This is a genomic window from Micromonospora sp. WMMA1947, from assembly GCF_027497355.1.
GTDB lineage: Bacteria > Actinomycetota > Actinomycetes > Mycobacteriales > Micromonosporaceae > Micromonospora.
On record NZ_CP114909.1, the window covers coordinates 3,589,835 to 3,605,818 of the forward strand.

18 protein-coding genes are annotated in these 15,984 nt (G+C 73.8%); 12 read left to right on the forward strand and 6 right to left on the reverse strand.

Annotated features, from left to right (window positions below):
- Positions 1 to 188: 188 nt before the first annotated feature.
- Positions 189 to 1,145, forward strand: a complete 957-nt coding sequence (locus O7604_RS17290; protein WP_281577113.1) for a threonine/serine dehydratase — start codon at positions 189 to 191, stop codon at positions 1,143 to 1,145.
- Between the two features lie 89 nt (positions 1,146 to 1,234).
- On the opposite strand, the gene O7604_RS17295 is transcribed toward O7604_RS17290, so the two are convergent.
- A complete protein-coding gene (locus tag O7604_RS17295) occupies positions 1,235 to 1,720 on the reverse strand; it encodes a roadblock/LC7 domain-containing protein (protein WP_269704764.1) in 486 nt (161 codons plus the stop codon).
- Entirely contained in the window at positions 1,717 to 2,088 is a 372-nt protein-coding gene (locus O7604_RS17300; protein WP_269704765.1) for a hypothetical protein, read from the reverse strand. Before O7604_RS17300 ends, O7604_RS17295 begins: the two co-directional genes overlap by 4 nt.
- 235 nt (positions 2,089 to 2,323) lie before the next feature.
- Between O7604_RS17300 and O7604_RS17305 the strand changes: the two genes are divergently transcribed.
- The 6 genes from O7604_RS17305 (at position 2,324) to npdG (ending at position 7,119) form a co-directional block, all read left to right on the forward strand.
- Entirely contained in the window at positions 2,324 to 2,650 is a 327-nt protein-coding gene (locus O7604_RS17305) for a PadR family transcriptional regulator (RefSeq protein WP_281577114.1), read from the forward strand.
- Positions 2,644 to 3,609: a hypothetical protein gene (locus O7604_RS17310; RefSeq protein WP_281577115.1), complete on the forward strand. Its 966-nt coding sequence runs from the start codon at positions 2,644 to 2,646 to the stop codon at positions 3,607 to 3,609. The genes O7604_RS17305 and O7604_RS17310 overlap by 7 nt, the downstream gene beginning before the upstream one ends.
- Positions 3,610 to 3,845: 236 nt before the next feature.
- Positions 3,846 to 4,049 (forward strand): hypothetical protein, encoded by a 204-nt coding sequence (locus O7604_RS17315; RefSeq protein ID WP_018787041.1) that lies wholly within the window; start codon positions 3,846 to 3,848, stop codon positions 4,047 to 4,049.
- A 77-nt stretch (positions 4,050 to 4,126) separates the two neighbouring features.
- A complete protein-coding gene (locus O7604_RS17320; protein ID WP_281577116.1) occupies positions 4,127 to 4,855 on the forward strand; it encodes a histone in 729 nt (242 codons plus the stop codon).
- 62 nt (positions 4,856 to 4,917) lie between these two features.
- Positions 4,918 to 6,354: an RNB domain-containing ribonuclease gene (locus O7604_RS17325; protein ID WP_281577117.1), complete on the forward strand. Its 1,437-nt coding sequence runs from the start codon at positions 4,918 to 4,920 to the stop codon at positions 6,352 to 6,354.
- Between the two features lie 66 nt (positions 6,355 to 6,420).
- A complete protein-coding gene (npdG, locus tag O7604_RS17330) occupies positions 6,421 to 7,119 on the forward strand; it encodes an NADPH-dependent F420 reductase (protein WP_281577118.1) in 699 nt (232 codons plus the stop codon).
- Between the two features lie 103 nt (positions 7,120 to 7,222).
- Here npdG and panB read toward each other — a convergent pair whose 3' ends face one another.
- Together panB and O7604_RS17340 are read right to left on the reverse strand one after the other, a co-directional pair.
- Entirely contained in the window at positions 7,223 to 8,068 is an 846-nt protein-coding gene (panB, locus tag O7604_RS17335; RefSeq protein WP_269704771.1) for a 3-methyl-2-oxobutanoate hydroxymethyltransferase, read from the reverse strand.
- Between the two features lie 119 nt (positions 8,069 to 8,187).
- Positions 8,188 to 9,945 carry an NAD+ synthase gene (locus tag O7604_RS17340; RefSeq protein WP_281577119.1) on the reverse strand — a complete coding sequence of 586 codons (1,758 nt, stop codon included), beginning with the start codon at positions 9,943 to 9,945 and terminating at the stop codon, positions 8,188 to 8,190.
- Between the two features lie 205 nt (positions 9,946 to 10,150).
- On the opposite strand from O7604_RS17340, the gene glnA reads away from it, so the two are divergent.
- The 4 genes from glnA (at position 10,151) to O7604_RS17360 (ending at position 13,192) form a co-directional block, all read left to right on the forward strand.
- A complete protein-coding gene (glnA, locus tag O7604_RS17345) occupies positions 10,151 to 11,500 on the forward strand; it encodes a type I glutamate--ammonia ligase (RefSeq protein WP_120568707.1) in 1,350 nt (449 codons plus the stop codon).
- 79 nt (positions 11,501 to 11,579) lie between these two features.
- Positions 11,580 to 12,005 (forward strand): DUF350 domain-containing protein, encoded by a 426-nt coding sequence (locus O7604_RS17350; protein WP_269704773.1) that lies wholly within the window; start codon positions 11,580 to 11,582, stop codon positions 12,003 to 12,005.
- A 32-nt stretch (positions 12,006 to 12,037) separates the two neighbouring features.
- Positions 12,038 to 12,730, forward strand: coding sequence for a WYL domain-containing protein (locus tag O7604_RS17355; RefSeq protein WP_281577120.1), 693 nt, complete (start codon positions 12,038 to 12,040; stop codon positions 12,728 to 12,730).
- Positions 12,731 to 12,826: 96 nt separating this feature from the next.
- Positions 12,827 to 13,192 carry a VOC family protein gene (locus O7604_RS17360; protein ID WP_269704775.1) on the forward strand — a complete coding sequence of 122 codons (366 nt, stop codon included), beginning with the start codon at positions 12,827 to 12,829 and terminating at the stop codon, positions 13,190 to 13,192.
- Positions 13,193 to 13,339: 147 nt separating this feature from the next.
- Here the strand turns inward: O7604_RS17360 and O7604_RS17365 are convergent, their stop codons facing one another.
- Entirely contained in the window at positions 13,340 to 13,867 is a 528-nt protein-coding gene (locus O7604_RS17365) for a hypothetical protein (RefSeq protein WP_281577121.1), read from the reverse strand.
- A gap of 180 nt (positions 13,868 to 14,047) precedes the next feature.
- Between O7604_RS17365 and O7604_RS17370 the strand changes: the two genes are divergently transcribed.
- Complete coding sequence (locus O7604_RS17370; protein ID WP_281577122.1) at positions 14,048 to 14,947, forward strand: virginiamycin B lyase; 900 nt, start codon at positions 14,048 to 14,050, stop codon at positions 14,945 to 14,947.
- A 45-nt stretch (positions 14,948 to 14,992) separates the two neighbouring features.
- Here the strand turns inward: O7604_RS17370 and O7604_RS17375 are convergent, their stop codons facing one another.
- The gene (locus O7604_RS17375) at positions 14,993 to 15,931 is read right to left on the reverse strand and encodes an LD-carboxypeptidase (protein ID WP_281579974.1); all 939 of its coding nucleotides are present in this window, start codon (positions 15,929 to 15,931) and stop codon (positions 14,993 to 14,995) included.
- Positions 15,932 to 15,984: the final 53 nt, after the last annotated feature.

The window sequence follows — 15,984 nt, forward strand, 5'->3', positions numbered from 1 at the left end:
CAGCTCCAGCCATCGATCTTGCAGTTGTGGCACCTCCCGAACTTCGCGAACAGGGGTGTTCTGGGCGCCACAACTCCAAGATCGACGAGCGCGGGCGACGAGCGTGGGCCGCGAGGGCACGGGCGACGAGCGTGGGCGGCGGCGGGGACGAGCGCGGGTGCCAGGGGCCGGTGTGGCACGCTGCGGTGGTGATCGAGCTTGCGGACATCGAGGCGGCCGCCGACCGGATCGCCGACGTCGTGGTGCACACCCCGACCCTGCCCAGCCCGGGACTGACCGAGCTGCTCGGCGTACCGGTCACCGCCAAGTTGGAGCTGCTGCAACGTACCGGATCGTTCAAGGCCCGGGGCGCGGCGGCGAAGCTGCTCGCGCTCGACGACGCGGAGCGGGCGGCCGGGGTCGTCGCGGTCAGCGGCGGCAACCACGGCATCGCGGTCGCGGTGATGGCCGGCGCGCTCGGGGTGGCGGCGACTGTGGTGATGCCGCGCACCGCGCCCGCCCGCGCGGTCGAGGTGGCCCGTGCGGCCGGGGCCGACGTGCGGCTGACCGAGGACATGGCGGGCGCGTTCGCGCTGATGAACCGGCTGCGGGACGAGGGCGTGACGCTGCTGCACCCGTTCGACGACCCGATCGTGCTCGCCGGGCAGGGCACCGTCGGGCTGGAACTGGCCGACGACGCCGGTGAGCTGACCGACGTGCTGGTCAGCATCGGCGGGGGCGCGCTGATCTCGGGTGTGGCGGCCGCGCTGCGGGCGCGCCGGCCGGGGGTACGCGTCTGGGGCGTGGAGACCGAGGGCGCGCAGGCGATGTCGCAGGCGATCGCGAAGGGCGGGCCGGTCGAGGTGCCGTTGTCGTCGATCGTCACCACGCTCAGCGCGCCGACCGTCTCGCAGCTCACCTACGACCATGTGACCGCGCTGGTCAGTGACGTCCTCGTGGTCTCCGACGCCGAGGCGGTGCGGGGCACGCTCGAGCTGGCCGAGCACGCCAAGGTGTGGGCCGAGCCGGCCGCCGGGTGTCTGCTGCCCGCCGCCCGCCGGGTGATCGAGCGGGTGGGCGGCGACGCCCGGATCGGCCTGGTGGTCTGCGGCGGCAACGCCACCGTGACCGACGTGACCGCGTGGGCCGGCCGCTTCGGCATCTGACGCGCCGCGCCGCACGAGCCGGACAACCCCGGGGTACGCCGGCCGCCTCCGGTCCGGACGGGTGGGACCGGGTGGACGACCGGCGTACGTCAGGACGTGGCCGGGCTGACGCCGTCGAGCAGTTCGGCGAGCTTGGCCGCGGTGGCCGGGGCGTGCAGGTGCAGCCGCGCCACGTTGATGCTGTCCGTGCCGATCACGGCGAGCAGCGCCTGCCCGTTGATCGCGTACACGCTGAGGTAGCCGCCCGCGTTGCGCACCGTGGACTGCTGGAAGTCGCCCTGTCCGAGCCGGATCCCGACCTGACGGCCGAGCCCGTACGTGGTGGCGGCGAGCGCGGCCAGGTCGTCCGGGTCGGCGCCGTTCTGCAGGTTGTGCGTGACGAGCAGGCCGTCGACGCCGCCGAGGACGCAGCCGTGCACGCCGGGGATCTGCAGCCGCAGCGCGGACAGTTCCTGTGCGATGGCCGGGTACGGCAGCGCCGGGTTGCCGGCGAGTGAGGGGGGAAGCGCGCGTGGTGGCGGCAGGGTGCCGGTCTGGGCGCGCGCACGGCGGGGGAGGTCGTCCACCCGGCTCACAGTTCCAGGCTCTCCTCGATCATGCGCAGTTGGTGCCGCGCCATCGCGAGGTTGGCCCGGCTCTTGCTCACCATCAGGTAGAGGAACAGGCCCTTGCCGGTGCGGTTGCTCAGCGGGCGGATCAGGTGGTACTGGCTGCCGAGCGTGATCAGGATGTCCTCGATCTCGTCGTCGAGCTTGAGCATCTCGATGGTGCGCAGCTTGGCGCGTACGACATCGGTGTTGCCGGCGGCGGCGACCGTCAGGTCGATCTCGCCGGTGCCCCCTGCGACGCCGAGTGTCATGCCACTTGTGTAGTCGACGAGCGCGGCTCCGATCGCACCGTCGATGTCCATCGCGTTCTTCAGCGCGATGTCAAGGTTGCCCACGATTTTCTCTCCCCAGCTCGGGCCGCTGTCCGCTGAAAGCGCGACAGCGGATTCGTCCGTCGAGGCTCGCATATGGAGGCGTGAGGTGCACACGGACCGCCGGTGATCCACCTGAGCGGGCCCTCCGGACGGGCCACCGGTCCCGCGGGAGGGACCACGCCGTCCACCGCCGATCGCCGTCCGTCCCGGAAAGACGGTGCATCCATGCTATGTAGAGATCCGATAGAGTGAGCCAGTGCGACTGACCATTCCGGTGGCGAAGGTGCTCTCGGCGCTGCTCGCCGAGCCCGGGGCGCCGCGCTACGGCCTCGACCTGATGCGGCTCACCGGCCTGCCCAGCGGGACGCTCTACCCGGTGCTGCACCGCCTCCAGGATGCCGGCTGGCTCGCCGCCGACTGGGAGGACGTCGACCCGGTCACCGCCGGCCGCCCGGCCCGCCGCTACTACCGCCTCACCGGCGAGGGCACCCGGTCGGCCCGGCTGGCGCTGGCCGAGCTGCGTGCCCTCGTACCCTCCGAACGGGCCGGCGGCGCGGACCCGGCCGGGGTGCCGGCGTGGTGATCCGGCGGGTAGCGGCGCTGCTGCTGCGGGTCGCGGTGCGCCGGTGGCCGGCGGAGCTGCGCGCCGACCTGGCCCGCGAGTGGGACGCCGAGCTGCACGAGCTGGCCCGCACCGGGCAGCGGTGGGGGATGGTCCGGTTCGCCGCGAGCCTGGCGGCGCGCCTGGCGGCCACGCCACTGACCGGGCGGGCCGGGGCGCGGCGGCTGGGGCGTACCGCAGGGGTGTTGCTGCTCGCGCCGCCGGCCTGCGTCGCGGTCCTCGTGGTGGCGGCCGTGGTGATGGGCCTGGCCCGCGGGTGGCTGGAGATGCGCGTGCCGTGGGCCGTCGCCGCGCAGCTGCCGGCCTGGTCGGCGCTCACCGCGCTGCTCGGCGTCGCGCTCGCGCTCGTCGTCGCCCGGGCCGCGCGCCGGACCGTACGCGTGGGGGCGCTGCCCACCGCGCTCGGCGTGGTGCTGCCGATCGCCGCGACGGTGACCGCGTCGCTCGCGCTGTTCGCCGCCCGGGGCGAGAGCCGCGTCTGGGAGAGCGTGCCCGGGCTGCTGCTCTGGCTGGCGCTGCTGACGGCGGCGCTCTGGACTGCCGGGGTCCTGGCGCGCCGGGGCCGGGTCCGGGCCGCGTGGTTGACGGGGCTGCTCGGCGCGCTGGTGGCGGCCGACGCGGCGGTGGTGCTCGCGGTGGTCACCTCGATCCCGGCCACCGCGCCGGTGGCGGACGGCCTGCCGCCGGACGCGGTGGACCGGATCTCCGCGCCGCTCTGGCTGTTCACCTGCTGGACCGACTCGTCGTTCGGGCTGCCCCGGCCGACCGAGTGGGAACGGTTCCTCATCACCGACCGGGTGCGCGTCGAGCCGATGTTCCACCTGGCCTGCACGCCCTACGCCCTGGCGTACGCGATCGGGGCGGCCCGCCCGGCGCCGGCCGCCGCGCCCGGTCCGGAGCCCGTCCCGGCGCCCGCCTGAGGGTCGGGCGTCCCCGCTCAGCACCCGGCCGGCCCGCTCGTGGTGCCGGGCCGGCCCGGCGTCGGCCCGCGCCTCGGATGGCTCCGGGGACGGGCCGTTCGGACGAGCGGAGGCATCTGTCGGGTGTTCCGCCGTTCCCCGCCGCAACCGCCGCGACCAGGTCTAATGTGGAGAAGGCCGTGACTATTTGTGCCGTTCCGGTGGCGGCCGGGCGGTTCCGGGTGCACAGTGATCGCATGAGCGACGACGGAAGTGGTGGGCACTACTACTGGTGCACGCGACACCACCGGGTCGAGACCGATGCCGACGTGTGTCCCGCGCGGCACGTTCTCGGACCGTACGCCTCAGCCGCCGACGCGGACAACGCCCTGCAGACCGTGCGGGAGCGGAACGACGCGTGGGACGCCGAGGACGCCCGTTGGGCCGGGGAGGGCCGCTAGACGGCGCGGGAGGGCCCGCGTCGAGGTGATCCGTGCTCCGCGAGGGCGAGAGCACGTCCCCAGGAAAGGGAACCGAGATGGCCGAAGCACAGCAGGCCACCCGCCCGGCCGCGAAACGGACGACCGCGAAGAGGACCGCCGCGGGCAGGACGACGACGGTCACCAAGGCGTCGCCGAACGCCTCGGGCGCCGGCGCCGGACGGGCACCGGCGAAGAAGGCGGCGGCCAAGAAGGCGGCCGCCAGAAAGGTCGTGTCGGCGGCGCGCAAGGCGCCGGCCAAGGCCACCACCACCAGGACGACCGCGAAGAAGACAGCGGCTCGTACGGCACCGGCCGGCCGGGCCACCGCCAAGAGCGCGCCGGCCAAGAAGACCACCGCGAAGAAGACGGCGGCGAAGAAGACCACGGCGGCGAAGAAGACAGCGGCGGCGACGAAGACCACGGCGGCCCGCAAGACCACGACGGCCCGGACCACCGCCACCGCGAAGAAGGCGCCGGCCCGCAAGACGACCACCGCGAAGAAGACGACGGCGGCCAAGAAGACCACCGGCGCGCGCAAGGTCACCGCGGCGGCGAAGAAGACCACCGCCGCGGCGAAGAAGGCGCCCGCGAAGAAGACCACCGCCTCGACGCGTCCCACGGCGCGCAAGACGGCGGCGAAGAAGGCGCCCGCGCGCAAGACCACCACCGCGCGCAAGACCACCACCACGGCGAAGAAGACCACCGCCGCGAAGAAGGCGCCGGCCCGTAAGAGCACCGCCGCCAAGAGCACCACCGCACGCAAGGCGCCGGCCCGCCGCGCCTGACGCCGTGGACACCGCTCTCTCCCGGGGAGCGGAACGTGCGGGTCGCTGTCAGGATTGAGCGCGTGGTGATCCGACGCGTACTGGCGCCCCGTATCGACTTCGGCGCGCTGCGCCGCGAGCTGGGACTGCCCGAGGGCTTCCCGGCCGCGGCGCAGCGCGAAGCCGACCTGGCCGCCGCCGCGCTGCCGCCGGCCGTCGCCGACCGGACCGACATCCCGTTCGTCACCGTCGACCCGGCGACCTCGCGCGACCTCGACCAGGCCATGCACCTCACCCGCCGTCCCGGCGGCGGCTACCGCGTCCGGTACGCGATCGCTGACGTCCTGACCCACGTACGCCTCGGTGGTGACCTGGAGGCCGAGACGTGGCGTCGGGGACAGACGGTCTACCTGCCCGACGGCAACGTGCCGTTGCACCCGCACACGCTCAGCGAGGGGGCGGCCAGCCTGCTGCCCGACGCCGACCGGGCCGCCGTGCTCTGGACCGTCGACCTGGACGCCGACGGCGGCACGGTGGCGGTCACGCTGGAGCGGGCGCTGGTGCGCAGCCGGGCCAAGCTCGACTACGGCGGCGTACAGCGCGACGCCGACGCGGGGCGGCTGCCCGAGCCGATCGCCCTGCTGCCCGAGATCGGGGCGCTGCTCACCGCCCGGGGCCTGACCCGGGGCGCGATCAACCTGCCGCTGCCGGAGCAGGACGTCGAGCCCGACGGGGACGGGTGGCGGCTGGTGCTGCGCGGCCCCGGCCCGATGGAGGAGCACAACGCGCAGATCTCGCTGCTGACCGGCATGGCCGCCGCCGACATCATGCTGGCCGGCCGGATCGGGCTGCTGCGCACCATGCCCCGTCCCCGCGCGGAGGCGGTCGAACGGCTGCGCCTCGCCGCCGGCCCGCTCGGCGTGCCCTGGCCGGACGGCACACCAGTGGGTCAGGTGCTCGACGGGCTGGACACCTCCCGGCCCCGGGTGGCCGCCTTCGTCGACCAGGCCGCCGAGCTGATGCGCGGCGCGGCGTACACCGCCTTCGACGGCGAGGTGCCCGAGCAGCCCGAGCACGGCGGCGTGGCCGCCGCGTACGCGCATGTCACGGCGCCGCTGCGCCGCCTGGCCGACCGCTACGCCACCGAGGTCTGCCTGGCCCTGCACGAGGGCCGGGAGGTGCCCGAGCAGGTCCGGGCCGCGCTGCCGAAGCTGCCCGAGGTGATGGCTGCGACCGACCGGACCGCCGGTGCGGCCACCCGGGGCGCCGTGGAACTGGCCGAGGCGGTGCTGCTCGCGCACCGGGTGGGGGAGACGTTCGAGGCGGCCGTGCTCGACGTGGACGAACCGCGCCCGGCGGGCAACGGCCGCCCGGGCCGCCCGCCCGGCGGCACGATCGCGCTCGACGAGCCGCCGGTACGCGCCCGCTGCACCGGCGAGCTGCCGCTGGGCGAACGCGTCCGGGTACGGCTCACCGTCGCCGACCCGGTCCAGCGCCGGGTCGCCTTCGAACGGGCCTGACCAGCGCGGCCATTGTCACAGCATCGGGATGCACCGCACGCCGCCGTGCTTTGCGAGGATGTGCCCATGGCTTATGACGCGACCACGCTGCCCGACGTCTCCGGGCTGACCGTCGGCATCATCGGTGGCACCGGCGACCAGGGACGGGGTCTCGCCTACCGGTTCGCCCGGGCCGGGCAGACCGTGCTGATCGGCTCCCGCACGGCGGAACGGGCCAACCAGGCCGCCGCCGAGATCGCCGCCCTGCCCGGGGTGGCCGACGGCGCTCTGGTCTCCGGCGGCGACAACGAGGACGTCGCGCGGCGCAGCGACGTGGTGATCGTGGCGGTGCCGTGGGACGGGCACGCGGCCACCGTCGCCGCGCTCGCCGAGCCGCTGGTCGGCAAGATCGTGGTGGACTGCGTCAACCCGCTCGGCTTCGACAAGCAGGGCCCGTACGCGCTCACCGTCGACGAGGGCAGCGCCGTGCAGCAGGCCGCCGCGCTGCTGCCCGAGTCCCGGGTGTGCGCCGCGTTCAACCACGTCAGCGCGCCGCTGCTGGCCGACCCGGAGATCGACCGGATCGAGCTGGACGTGCTGATCTGCACCGAGGAGCGGGAACTCGTGGGTGTGGTCGGCGCGCTGGCCGCGCGGATCCCCGGCATGCGGGGCATCTACGCCGGGCGGCTGCGCAACGCCCACCAGATCGAGGCGTTCACCGCGAACCTGATCGCGATCAACAAGCGTTACAAGGCGCACGCCGGCATCCGCGTCACCGACGTCTGACGTGCGCGCCGCCGTCGCCGCGTGCGCCGCGGCGGCGTCTGTTAAGAAGGGGCCCCTCCTCTACGCCAGGCGTTAAGAAGGGGCCCTTCCTTACATCCATCCCTCAGAAGGTGTGCTCGGGGGCGGGGAACTCGCCGCCGCGTACCTCGTCGGCGAACCGGCGGGTCGCGTCCGTCAGCGCGCCCGCCAGGTCGGCGTAGCGCTTGACGAAGCGCGGCGCCCGCCCGGTACGCAGCCCGGCCATGTCCTGCCAGACCAGCACCTGCCCGTCGGTGTCCGGGCCGGCCCCGATCCCGACGGTGGGGATGGACAGCTCGGCGGTGACCCGCTTGGCCACCTCGCCCGGCACCATCTCCAGCACCACGGCGAACGCGCCCGCCTCGGCCACCGCCCGCGCGTCGGCGAGCACCTCCTCGGCGGCCTCGCCCCGGCCCTGCACCCGGTAGCCGCCGAGCGTGTGCTCGCTCTGCGGGGTGAAACCGATGTGTGCCATCACCGGGATGCCGGCGCCGGTGATCGCCTCGATCTGGGCGGCGCAGCGCCGCCCGCCCTCCAGCTTCACCGCGTGGCAGCCGCCCTCCTTCATGAACCGCACCGCGGTGCGCAGCGCCTGCGCCGGGCCTTCCTCGTACGAGCCGAACGGCAGGTCGCCGACGATCAGCGAGTGCTTCGTGGCCCGCACCACGGCACGTACCAGCGGCAGCAGTTCCTCGGCGGTCACCGGCAGCGTGGTCTCGTAGCCGAAGACGTTGTTCGCCGCGGAGTCGCCGACCAGCAGCACCGGGATCCCCGCCTGGTCGAAGATCGAGGCCGTGTACTGGTCGTACGAGGTGAGCATCGCCCACCGCTCGCCGCGCTCCTTGGCGGCGATCAGGTCGCGGGTGCGTACCCGCCGGGTGGCCGGCCCGCCGTAGAGCGCGGTCACCTCGGCCGGGGTGGACTCCACCATGACAATCTCCTTCCTCGAGGCCGCGCACGCGGTCCCCGGGTTCCCCGCGATCGTCGCACCGGGCGGCGGGCCGCGGGCAGGTCGCAGTGGAGGATGTCACTCCCCGGCCGGGGGAACGGTCAGCCGTCCTCGCGCCAGCGGTTGGTGATCGGCAGCCGCCGGTCCCGCCCGAACGCCTTCATGGAGATCTTGGTGCCGGGCGCCGACTGCCGTCGCTTGTACTCGGCGGTATCCACCATCCGCAGCACCTTGTCCACCACGGCCGGGTCGTGGCCGGACTCGACCAGGCCGTCGCGGCCCAGGTCACCGTCGACGTAGCCGATCAGGATCGGGTCGAGCACGTCGTAGTCGGGCAGCGTGTCGCTGTCGAGCTGGCCGGGGCTCAGCTCGGCCGACGGCGGCTTGCCGATCGAGTTCTCCGGGATCGGCGGCGTCTGCCCGCGCCGTGCCGCGTCCGCGTTGCGCCACTTCGCCAGCCGCCACACCAGCGTCTTCCAGACGTCCTTGACCGGGTTGTAGCCGCCCACCGAGTCGCCGTAGAGCGTCGAGTAGCCCACCGCCAGCTCGCTCTTGTTGCCGGTGGTGAGCACCAGGTGGCCCTCCTGGTTCGACAGCGCCATCAGGATCACGCCGCGGACCCGGGCCTGGAGGTTCTCCACCGCCACCCCGGACAGCGACATATTCGCCAGGAACGAGTCCACCATCGGCTGGATCGGCTCGACCCGGTAGTCCAGGCCGGTGCGCTTCGCCAGGTCCTCGGCGTCGGTGCGGGAGTGCTCGGAGGAGTGCTGGCTGGGCATCGAGACGCCGACGACCCGGTCCGGGCCGACCGCGTCCACCGCGATGGCCGCGGCCACCGCCGAGTCGATGCCGCCGGACAGGCCGAGCACCACCGACGGGAAGCGGTTCTTGTCGACGTAGTCACGCAGGCCCAGCACCAGCGCGTGCCACACCTCGGCCTCGTCGGCGACCGGTTCGATGATGCCGCCGTCCGCCGCCGGTCCGGTCGGCGCGGCCGGGATCGCCGGGATCTCGTGGCGGACCACGCGCATCCCGTCGGTCAGCGCGCCGGTCCCGCCGGGCGTACCGGCCGCCGGCAGCTCCAGGTCGTGCACCACCAGGTGCTCGACGAACTGCGGCGCCCGGGTCAGCAGCGTGCCGTCCGCGGTGACGATCATCGAGTCGCCGTCGTAGACCAGCTCGTCCTGGCCGCCGACCATGTTCACGTACGCGATGGGGGCGCCGGCCTCGGCGGCGCGCCGACGCACCAGCGGCAGCCGCACGTCGTCCTTGTTCAGCTCGTACGGCGAGGCGTTGATGCTCAGCACCAGCCCGACGCCGGCCTCCCGGGCCACCGCGAACGGGCCGCCGGCCTGCCACAGGTCCTCGCAGATGGTCAGCGCCACGTCGACCCCGCCGACGCGCACCACGGTCAGTGTGTCGCCGGGGACGAAGTAGCGGTCCTCGTCGAAGACGCCGTAGTTGGGCAGGTGGTGCTTGAAGTAGGTGGCCACCACCTCGCCCCGGTGCAGCACCGCCGCCGCGTTGCGGGCGCCCCGGCCCGGCTGGGCGTCGGCGCTGACCTGCGGAGGGCCGTCCGCGTCCAGGTAGCCGACCATCACCGGCAGGTCACCGAGGCCGTCGGCGGCCAGGTCGGCGGCGAGCCGGTGCAGCGCGGCACGGGACGCGGCCACGAACGAGCGGCGGAACACCAGGTCCTCGACCGGGTAACCGGTGAGCATCAGCTCGGGGAACAGGACGAGTTGGGCGCCGGCGTCGGCGGCCTGACGACTCCACGAGCGGACCAGGCCGGCGTTGCCGGCGAGGTCGCCTACCGTCGGGTTGACCTGGCACAGGGCGAGACGCAGGGTGGGCATGCCTCCATCTTCCCCCAGCCGTCCGGGCCGAATCCGACAGGTCGCGGGATACCGGGGCGGCCGGCCGCGCGTCCCGGCGGGCCGGACACGGCGGGACGGCCGGCCGGGGGTAGGCGTAACGTCGGCGTAACGAGCCCGGTGGAGACTGGGCGGTCAGGCCGGGCCGGCCCGACCGGTGCGGACGTACGTGTCACGAGGGGTGGAAGTGGACCGTCAGCAGGAGTTCGTCCTCCGCACGCTGGAAGAGCGGGACATCCGTTTCGTCCGGCTGTGGTTCACCGATGTGCTCGGCACGCTCAAGAGCGTCTCGGTGGCCCCGGCGGAGCTGGAGGCGGCCTTCGACGAGGGAATCGGGTTCGACGGCTCCGCGATCGAGGGCTTCGCCCGGGTCTTCGAGTCGGACATGGTGGCCATGCCGGACCCGACCACGTTCCAGGTCTTCCCGTTCGAGGGCGGGGTGAGCGGCGAGAGCGCCCGGATGTTCTGCGACATCTCGCTGCCCGACGGCAGCCCGTCGTGGGCCGACCCGCGGCACGTGCTGCGCCGGATGCTCTCCCGGGCCGCCGACAAGGGCTTCACCTTCTACACCCACCCGGAGATCGAGTTCTTCCTGCTGGAGAACGGTCCGCAGGACGGCTCGGTGCCGATCCCGGTGGACACCGGCGGCTACTTCGAGCACACCACGCACGCCGTCGCGCGGGACTTCCGCCGCCAGGCCGTGCTGGCGCTGGAGCGGATCGGCATCTCGGTGGAGTACAGCCACCACGAGGTCGCCCCCGGCCAGCAGGAGATCGACCTGCGCTACGCCGACGCGCTCACCACCGCCGACAACATCATGACGTTCCGACACGTGGTGAAGGAGGTGGCGCTCTCCACCGGTGTGCAGGCCAGCTTCATGCCGAAGCCGTTCACCGACCAGCCGGGCAGCGGCATGCACACGCACCTGTCGCTGTTCGAGGGGGAGCGCAACGCGTTCCACGACGCCGGTGACCCGATGAAGCTGTCGAAGGTCGCCAAGTCGTTCATCGCCGGTCTGCTCACCCACGCCCGGGAGTACACCGCGGTCACGAACCAGTGGGTGAACTCGTACAAGCGGCTGTTCCCGCAGGCGCTGCCGGACCGGATCACCGAGAGCCCCGCGTACGTCTGCTGGGGTCACCTGAACCGGTCCGCGCTGGTGCGGGTGCCCGCGTACGGCAAGCCGAACTCGGCCCGGGTCGAGGTGCGTTCGCTGGACTCCGCGACCAACCCCTACCTGGCGTTCGCGGTGATGCTCGGCGCCGGCCTCAAGGGCATCGAGGAGGGCTACGAGCTGCCCCCCGGCGCCGAGGACGACGTCTGGTCGCTGAGCAGCGCCGAGCGCCGCGCCATGGGCTACGAGGCGCTGCCGGAGAACCTGGCCGAGGCGATCGACGTGATGGCCGGCTCGGAGCTGGTGGCCGAGGTGCTCGGCGAGCACGTTTTCGACTTCTTCCTCCGCAACAAGCGCTCCGAGTGGGAGCAGTACCGCCGCGAGGTCACCCCGTACGAGCGGCAGCGCTACCTCTCGCTCTAGATCGTTGTGGCGCGGTGCCGCTATCGTCTGCGGCACCGCCCGGCACCTCCGCCGGGCGGCGTGAGCCGGGGAGGCGTTGGTGCTGGGAGATCTGCTCGACGGGGCGTGGCAGAGCATCGTGTTCGGGCTGGTCGGGGTGGCGCTGATGGCCGCCGGGTTCCTGCTCGTCGACCTGCTCACCCCGGGCAAGCTGCGGGAGCTGATCTGGGTACGCCGCAACGGCAACGCCGCGCTGCTGCTCGCCGCCAACCAGCTCGGCATCGCCGGCATCGTCTTCACCGCTGTGCTGACCAGCTACAGCTCGTTCACGAAGGGCCTGGCGTCCACAGTGGTGTTCGGGCTGGTCGGCCTGCTGGTGATGGCGGTGGCCTTCCTGGTGCTGGACCTGCTCACCCCGGGCAAGCTGGGCGACGTCATCGCCGCCGACGAGCCGCACCCGGCCGCCAGGGTCAGCGCCGCCACCCACTTCGGCGCCGCGCTGATCGTCTGCGCCTGCATCGCCTGAGCGGTGTCGTACCCCCGGGTTAGCGTCCGGGGGTGAACCGCACCGATCGCCTCTACGCCCTGGTCGAGGAGCTGCGGGCGGTGTCGCCGCGCCCGCGCAGCGCGAGCTGGCTGGCCCGCCGATTCGAGGTGAGCACCCGCACCGTCGAGCGCGACATCTCCGCGTTGCAGGGCACCGGGGTGCCGATCTGGGCCGAGCCGGGCCGCACCGGCGGCTACGCGGTCGACCGGGCCCGCACGTTGCCGCCGGTCAACCTGACACCGGCCGAGGCGGTGGCGATGGCCGTCGCGCTGCACCGGCTCGGCGGTTCCCCGTTCGCCCCGGCGGCGGGCGCCGCGCTGCGCAAGCTGGTCGCGGTGATGCCGCCGGCCGATGTGGCCGAGGCGCACCGGCTCGCCGGCCGGGTGCACCTGGTCGGCGACGGACCGGGCACGCCCGTCCCGGCCGCCGTCGCCGACGCGGTCGCCGCCGGGCGGGTGCTGCGCCTGCGGTACGCCGACCGCGGCGGCGCCGATTCGGTACGCGACGTGGAGCCGCTCGCCTATCTGGGCAACTCGGTGCACTGGTACCTGGTCGCCTGGTGCCGGCTGCGCGACGGTGTGCGTTGCTTCCGCACCGACCGGATCCGCTCGGTGCACCCGCTGGCCGAGCCGGTGACCCGGGAGTGGCGTCCCGGCGACCTCGACGTGCCGGTCGACCGGGTGCGCCCGCTCACCCTGGTCTGATTCGGATGGAAACACCGACAGGACGCTGTCGTGTGCCGGCACCACGCTGAATCCTGACGACGCCGGCGACCGCCGGCGCGAACCTCAGGAGGCAGCATGTCCAGCACGCCCGTGACCTGGTTCGAGATCGGCTCCGACCGGCCGGACGAGGCGCAGCGGTTCTACGCCGACCTGTTCGGCTGGAGTTTCGAGGAACAGGGCGGCCCGGCCGGGTCGTACCGGCAGACGGCGGCCGGCGGTGAGCGGGGGATCGGCGGCGCGATCCGGGGCACCGACACCGGCAACTACGCGATCTTCTACGCCGAGGTGGCGGACGTCGCGGAGACCTGCCGCCGGGCCGAGGCGACCGGCGGTGTCGTGGTGACGGCGCCGGTGACCACGCCCGCCGGCCTGGTGCGCGCCCTGCTGCGCGACCCGTCGGGCAATCTGCTCGGCGTCTTCACCCCGCCCGCCGAGGGCTGACAGCACGTCGGGTGTGGTCGTCGTCGGGACTGCCGTACCGGAACGGCTTGGTGGCGGTGCCCGTTCGGGCACCGCCACCGGGGGTGGCCCCGCTCAGCTCCGGCCAGGAGGAGGGAACGGCCGGTGAGGGGCGGCGGGGCCACCGCGTCACTTGCCGCCCTGGCCCTCCTGCTCGGCCTCGGCGCCCTGGTCGGCCTTGTCGCCGCCCTTGCCGTGGTGGCCGGGCCGGCCGTCGTGGCCGCCCTTGCCCAGGCCCGGGAACACGCCCGCCTCGGCGGCCTTGAGCACCGCGTCGGCCTGCTCCTGGGTCAGCTTGCCGTCGGTGACGGCCTGGTCCAGCCGCTCCTTCAGCGCGGCCTGCCGGTCCTCGGTCGACGGCCGCTCCGGCCGCTCCGGGCGGTCGCCCTGGCGCTGCTCGTGCAGCTTCTCCAGCGCCGCGGTGACCTTGTCGGTCGAGACGCCCAGCTCCTTGGCGAGCGCCTCGGCGAACTCGGCCTGCCGGTCGGCGTGCTTCTGGCGGCGGTCGTCAGCCTGGTCGGTGCTGCCGGCGCTCGAAGACGGGTTCGGGCTCTTGTCGTCGGCGAGCGCCACCGTCGGGGCGGCGATCCCGACGCCGAGCACGCCGGCGGCGGCCAGGCCGGCCAGCAGCTGCTTCTTCGACATCGTGCGGATCATGCGATTCTCCTGTTCGGTGGTGGTGCGATGACGTCACCGACAGTGGCCGCCGGAACTGAGGGCCACCCGTGGCGAACCTGTCAGCGAGCTGGCAACCCGCCCGGAAGGCCCGAATTATTCGTGTTGCTGCCTCCCCGGAGTGCCCGCGAGGCTGGGGCGAACCCGACGAAAGGCCACTCGATGACACAGCCCGCCATCCGCGAGATCCCGCTCACCGGGCCGGGCTCCGGGCCGTACTCGATCACGGTCGGGCCCGACGGCGCGCTCTGGCTGGCGCTGGCCGGCTCCGGCGGCGTCGCCCGGCTCGGCCTCGACGGTGAGGTACGGACCTACCGCGACGACCCGCCCGGCAGCCGCCCGCTGATCATCGTCGCCGGCCCCGACGACGCGCTCTGGTACACCCGCTCGGGTGACGACCGGCTCGGCCGGATCACCGTCGACGGCGAGACCGGCTCGGTGCCGCTGCCGCCCGGCTGCGGCCCCTGCGGGCTGGCGGCCGGTGCGGACGGCGCGCTCTGGTACGCCGGGATGAGCGACGACACGATCGGCCGGGTGAGCGTCGACGGAGAGGTCACATCCTTCCCGCTGCCGGCGGCCAAGGGCTTCCCGTCGATGCTGGCCGCCGGCCCGGACGACGCGCTCTGGCTCACGCTCAACCAGGCGAACGCGATCGCCCGGGTCGACCTGGACGGCGAGGTGACAGTGCATCCGCTGCCCACCGAGGCGGCCGGGCCGGTCGGCATCACCCGCGGTGGCGACGGCGCCCTCTGGTTCGTCGAGATCCTCGCCGGGCAGCTCGGCCGGATCACGCCGGACGGGCGGATCGACGAGATCCCGTTGCCGGACCGGACGGCGCGCCCGCACGCGATCGTCGCCGACCCGGCCGGTGGCTGCTGGTTCACCGAGTGGGGCGCCAACCGCATCGGCCACGTCGACCCCGACGGTCACATCACCGCCCACACCCTGCCCACGCCGGCCTCGGAACCCCACGGCCTGACGGTCACCCCCGACGGCTCGGTCTGGGCTGCCCTGGAGATCGGCGCCGTCGCCCACCTCGCGCCCTCCCAGCGTCGATCATGAGGTTGGCGGCAGTCCAGAGATCCACAACTGCCGCCAACCTCATGATCAACCCGGTGGGCGGACGGCGGCGGTGACCGTCAGGGTGCCGGTGGTGGCGTCGAGCCGGGCACTGGTGTTCACCGGGACGGTGAGCTGGCCGGGGCCGTGACCGATCGGCAGGCCGCCGAGCACCGGCACGCCGAGGTCGCCCAGGCGGTCGGTGAGCACGTCCACGACAGTGGTGTCCCAGCCGTCCGCGCACTCGGTGAACTGGCCGACCGCCACCCCGGCGATCCCGTCCAGCGCGCCGCAGCGGCGCAGGTGGGTGAGCATCCGGTCGATCTTGTACGGCGGCTCCTGCACCTCCTCGACCAGCAGGATCGCCCCGGTCAGGTCGGGCATGTCCGGCGTACCGATGGACGCGGTGATCAGGCACAGGTTGCCGCCGATCAGCCGGCCCTCGGCCCGCCCGGGCACCCGCACCGGGTACGTCTCCTCCGCCTCGACCGCCGCGACCGTCACCGGCTCGGCGCTGGTCAGCGCCGCGTGCAGCGACTCCGCCGAGCGGACCGGCGTGCGTTCGTCCCGCCACGCCGCACCCGGACCGTGCACCCCGGCCAGGCGGGCGCCCCGCCACAGCGCGAACTGCAACGCGGTGATGTCGGAGAACCCGGCCACCACCTTCGGGTCCCGGCGCACCGCCGCCATGTCGATCAGGTCGACCACCCGCTGTGCGCCGTAGCCGCCCCGGGTGCAGATCACCCCGCGGATCTCCGGGTCGGCGAACGCGGCGTTGAGGTCCGCGGCCCGCAGCGCGTCGTCGCCGGCCAGGTAACCCCGCCGGGCGTACGCGTTCGGCGCGGGCACCGGCCGCAACCCCCAGCCGGTCAGCAGCTCGATGCCGCGGGCCACCCGCTCGGGACGGGTCGGCCCGGACGGGGACACCAGCATCACCGCGTCGCCGGGACGCAGGGCCGGCGGGCGCAGGCAGTCGTCAGGCACGATCGGAGCCTAGGGCCTGCCGGACCGTGCCCTGTCGGGCGCACCGGTTAGCCTCG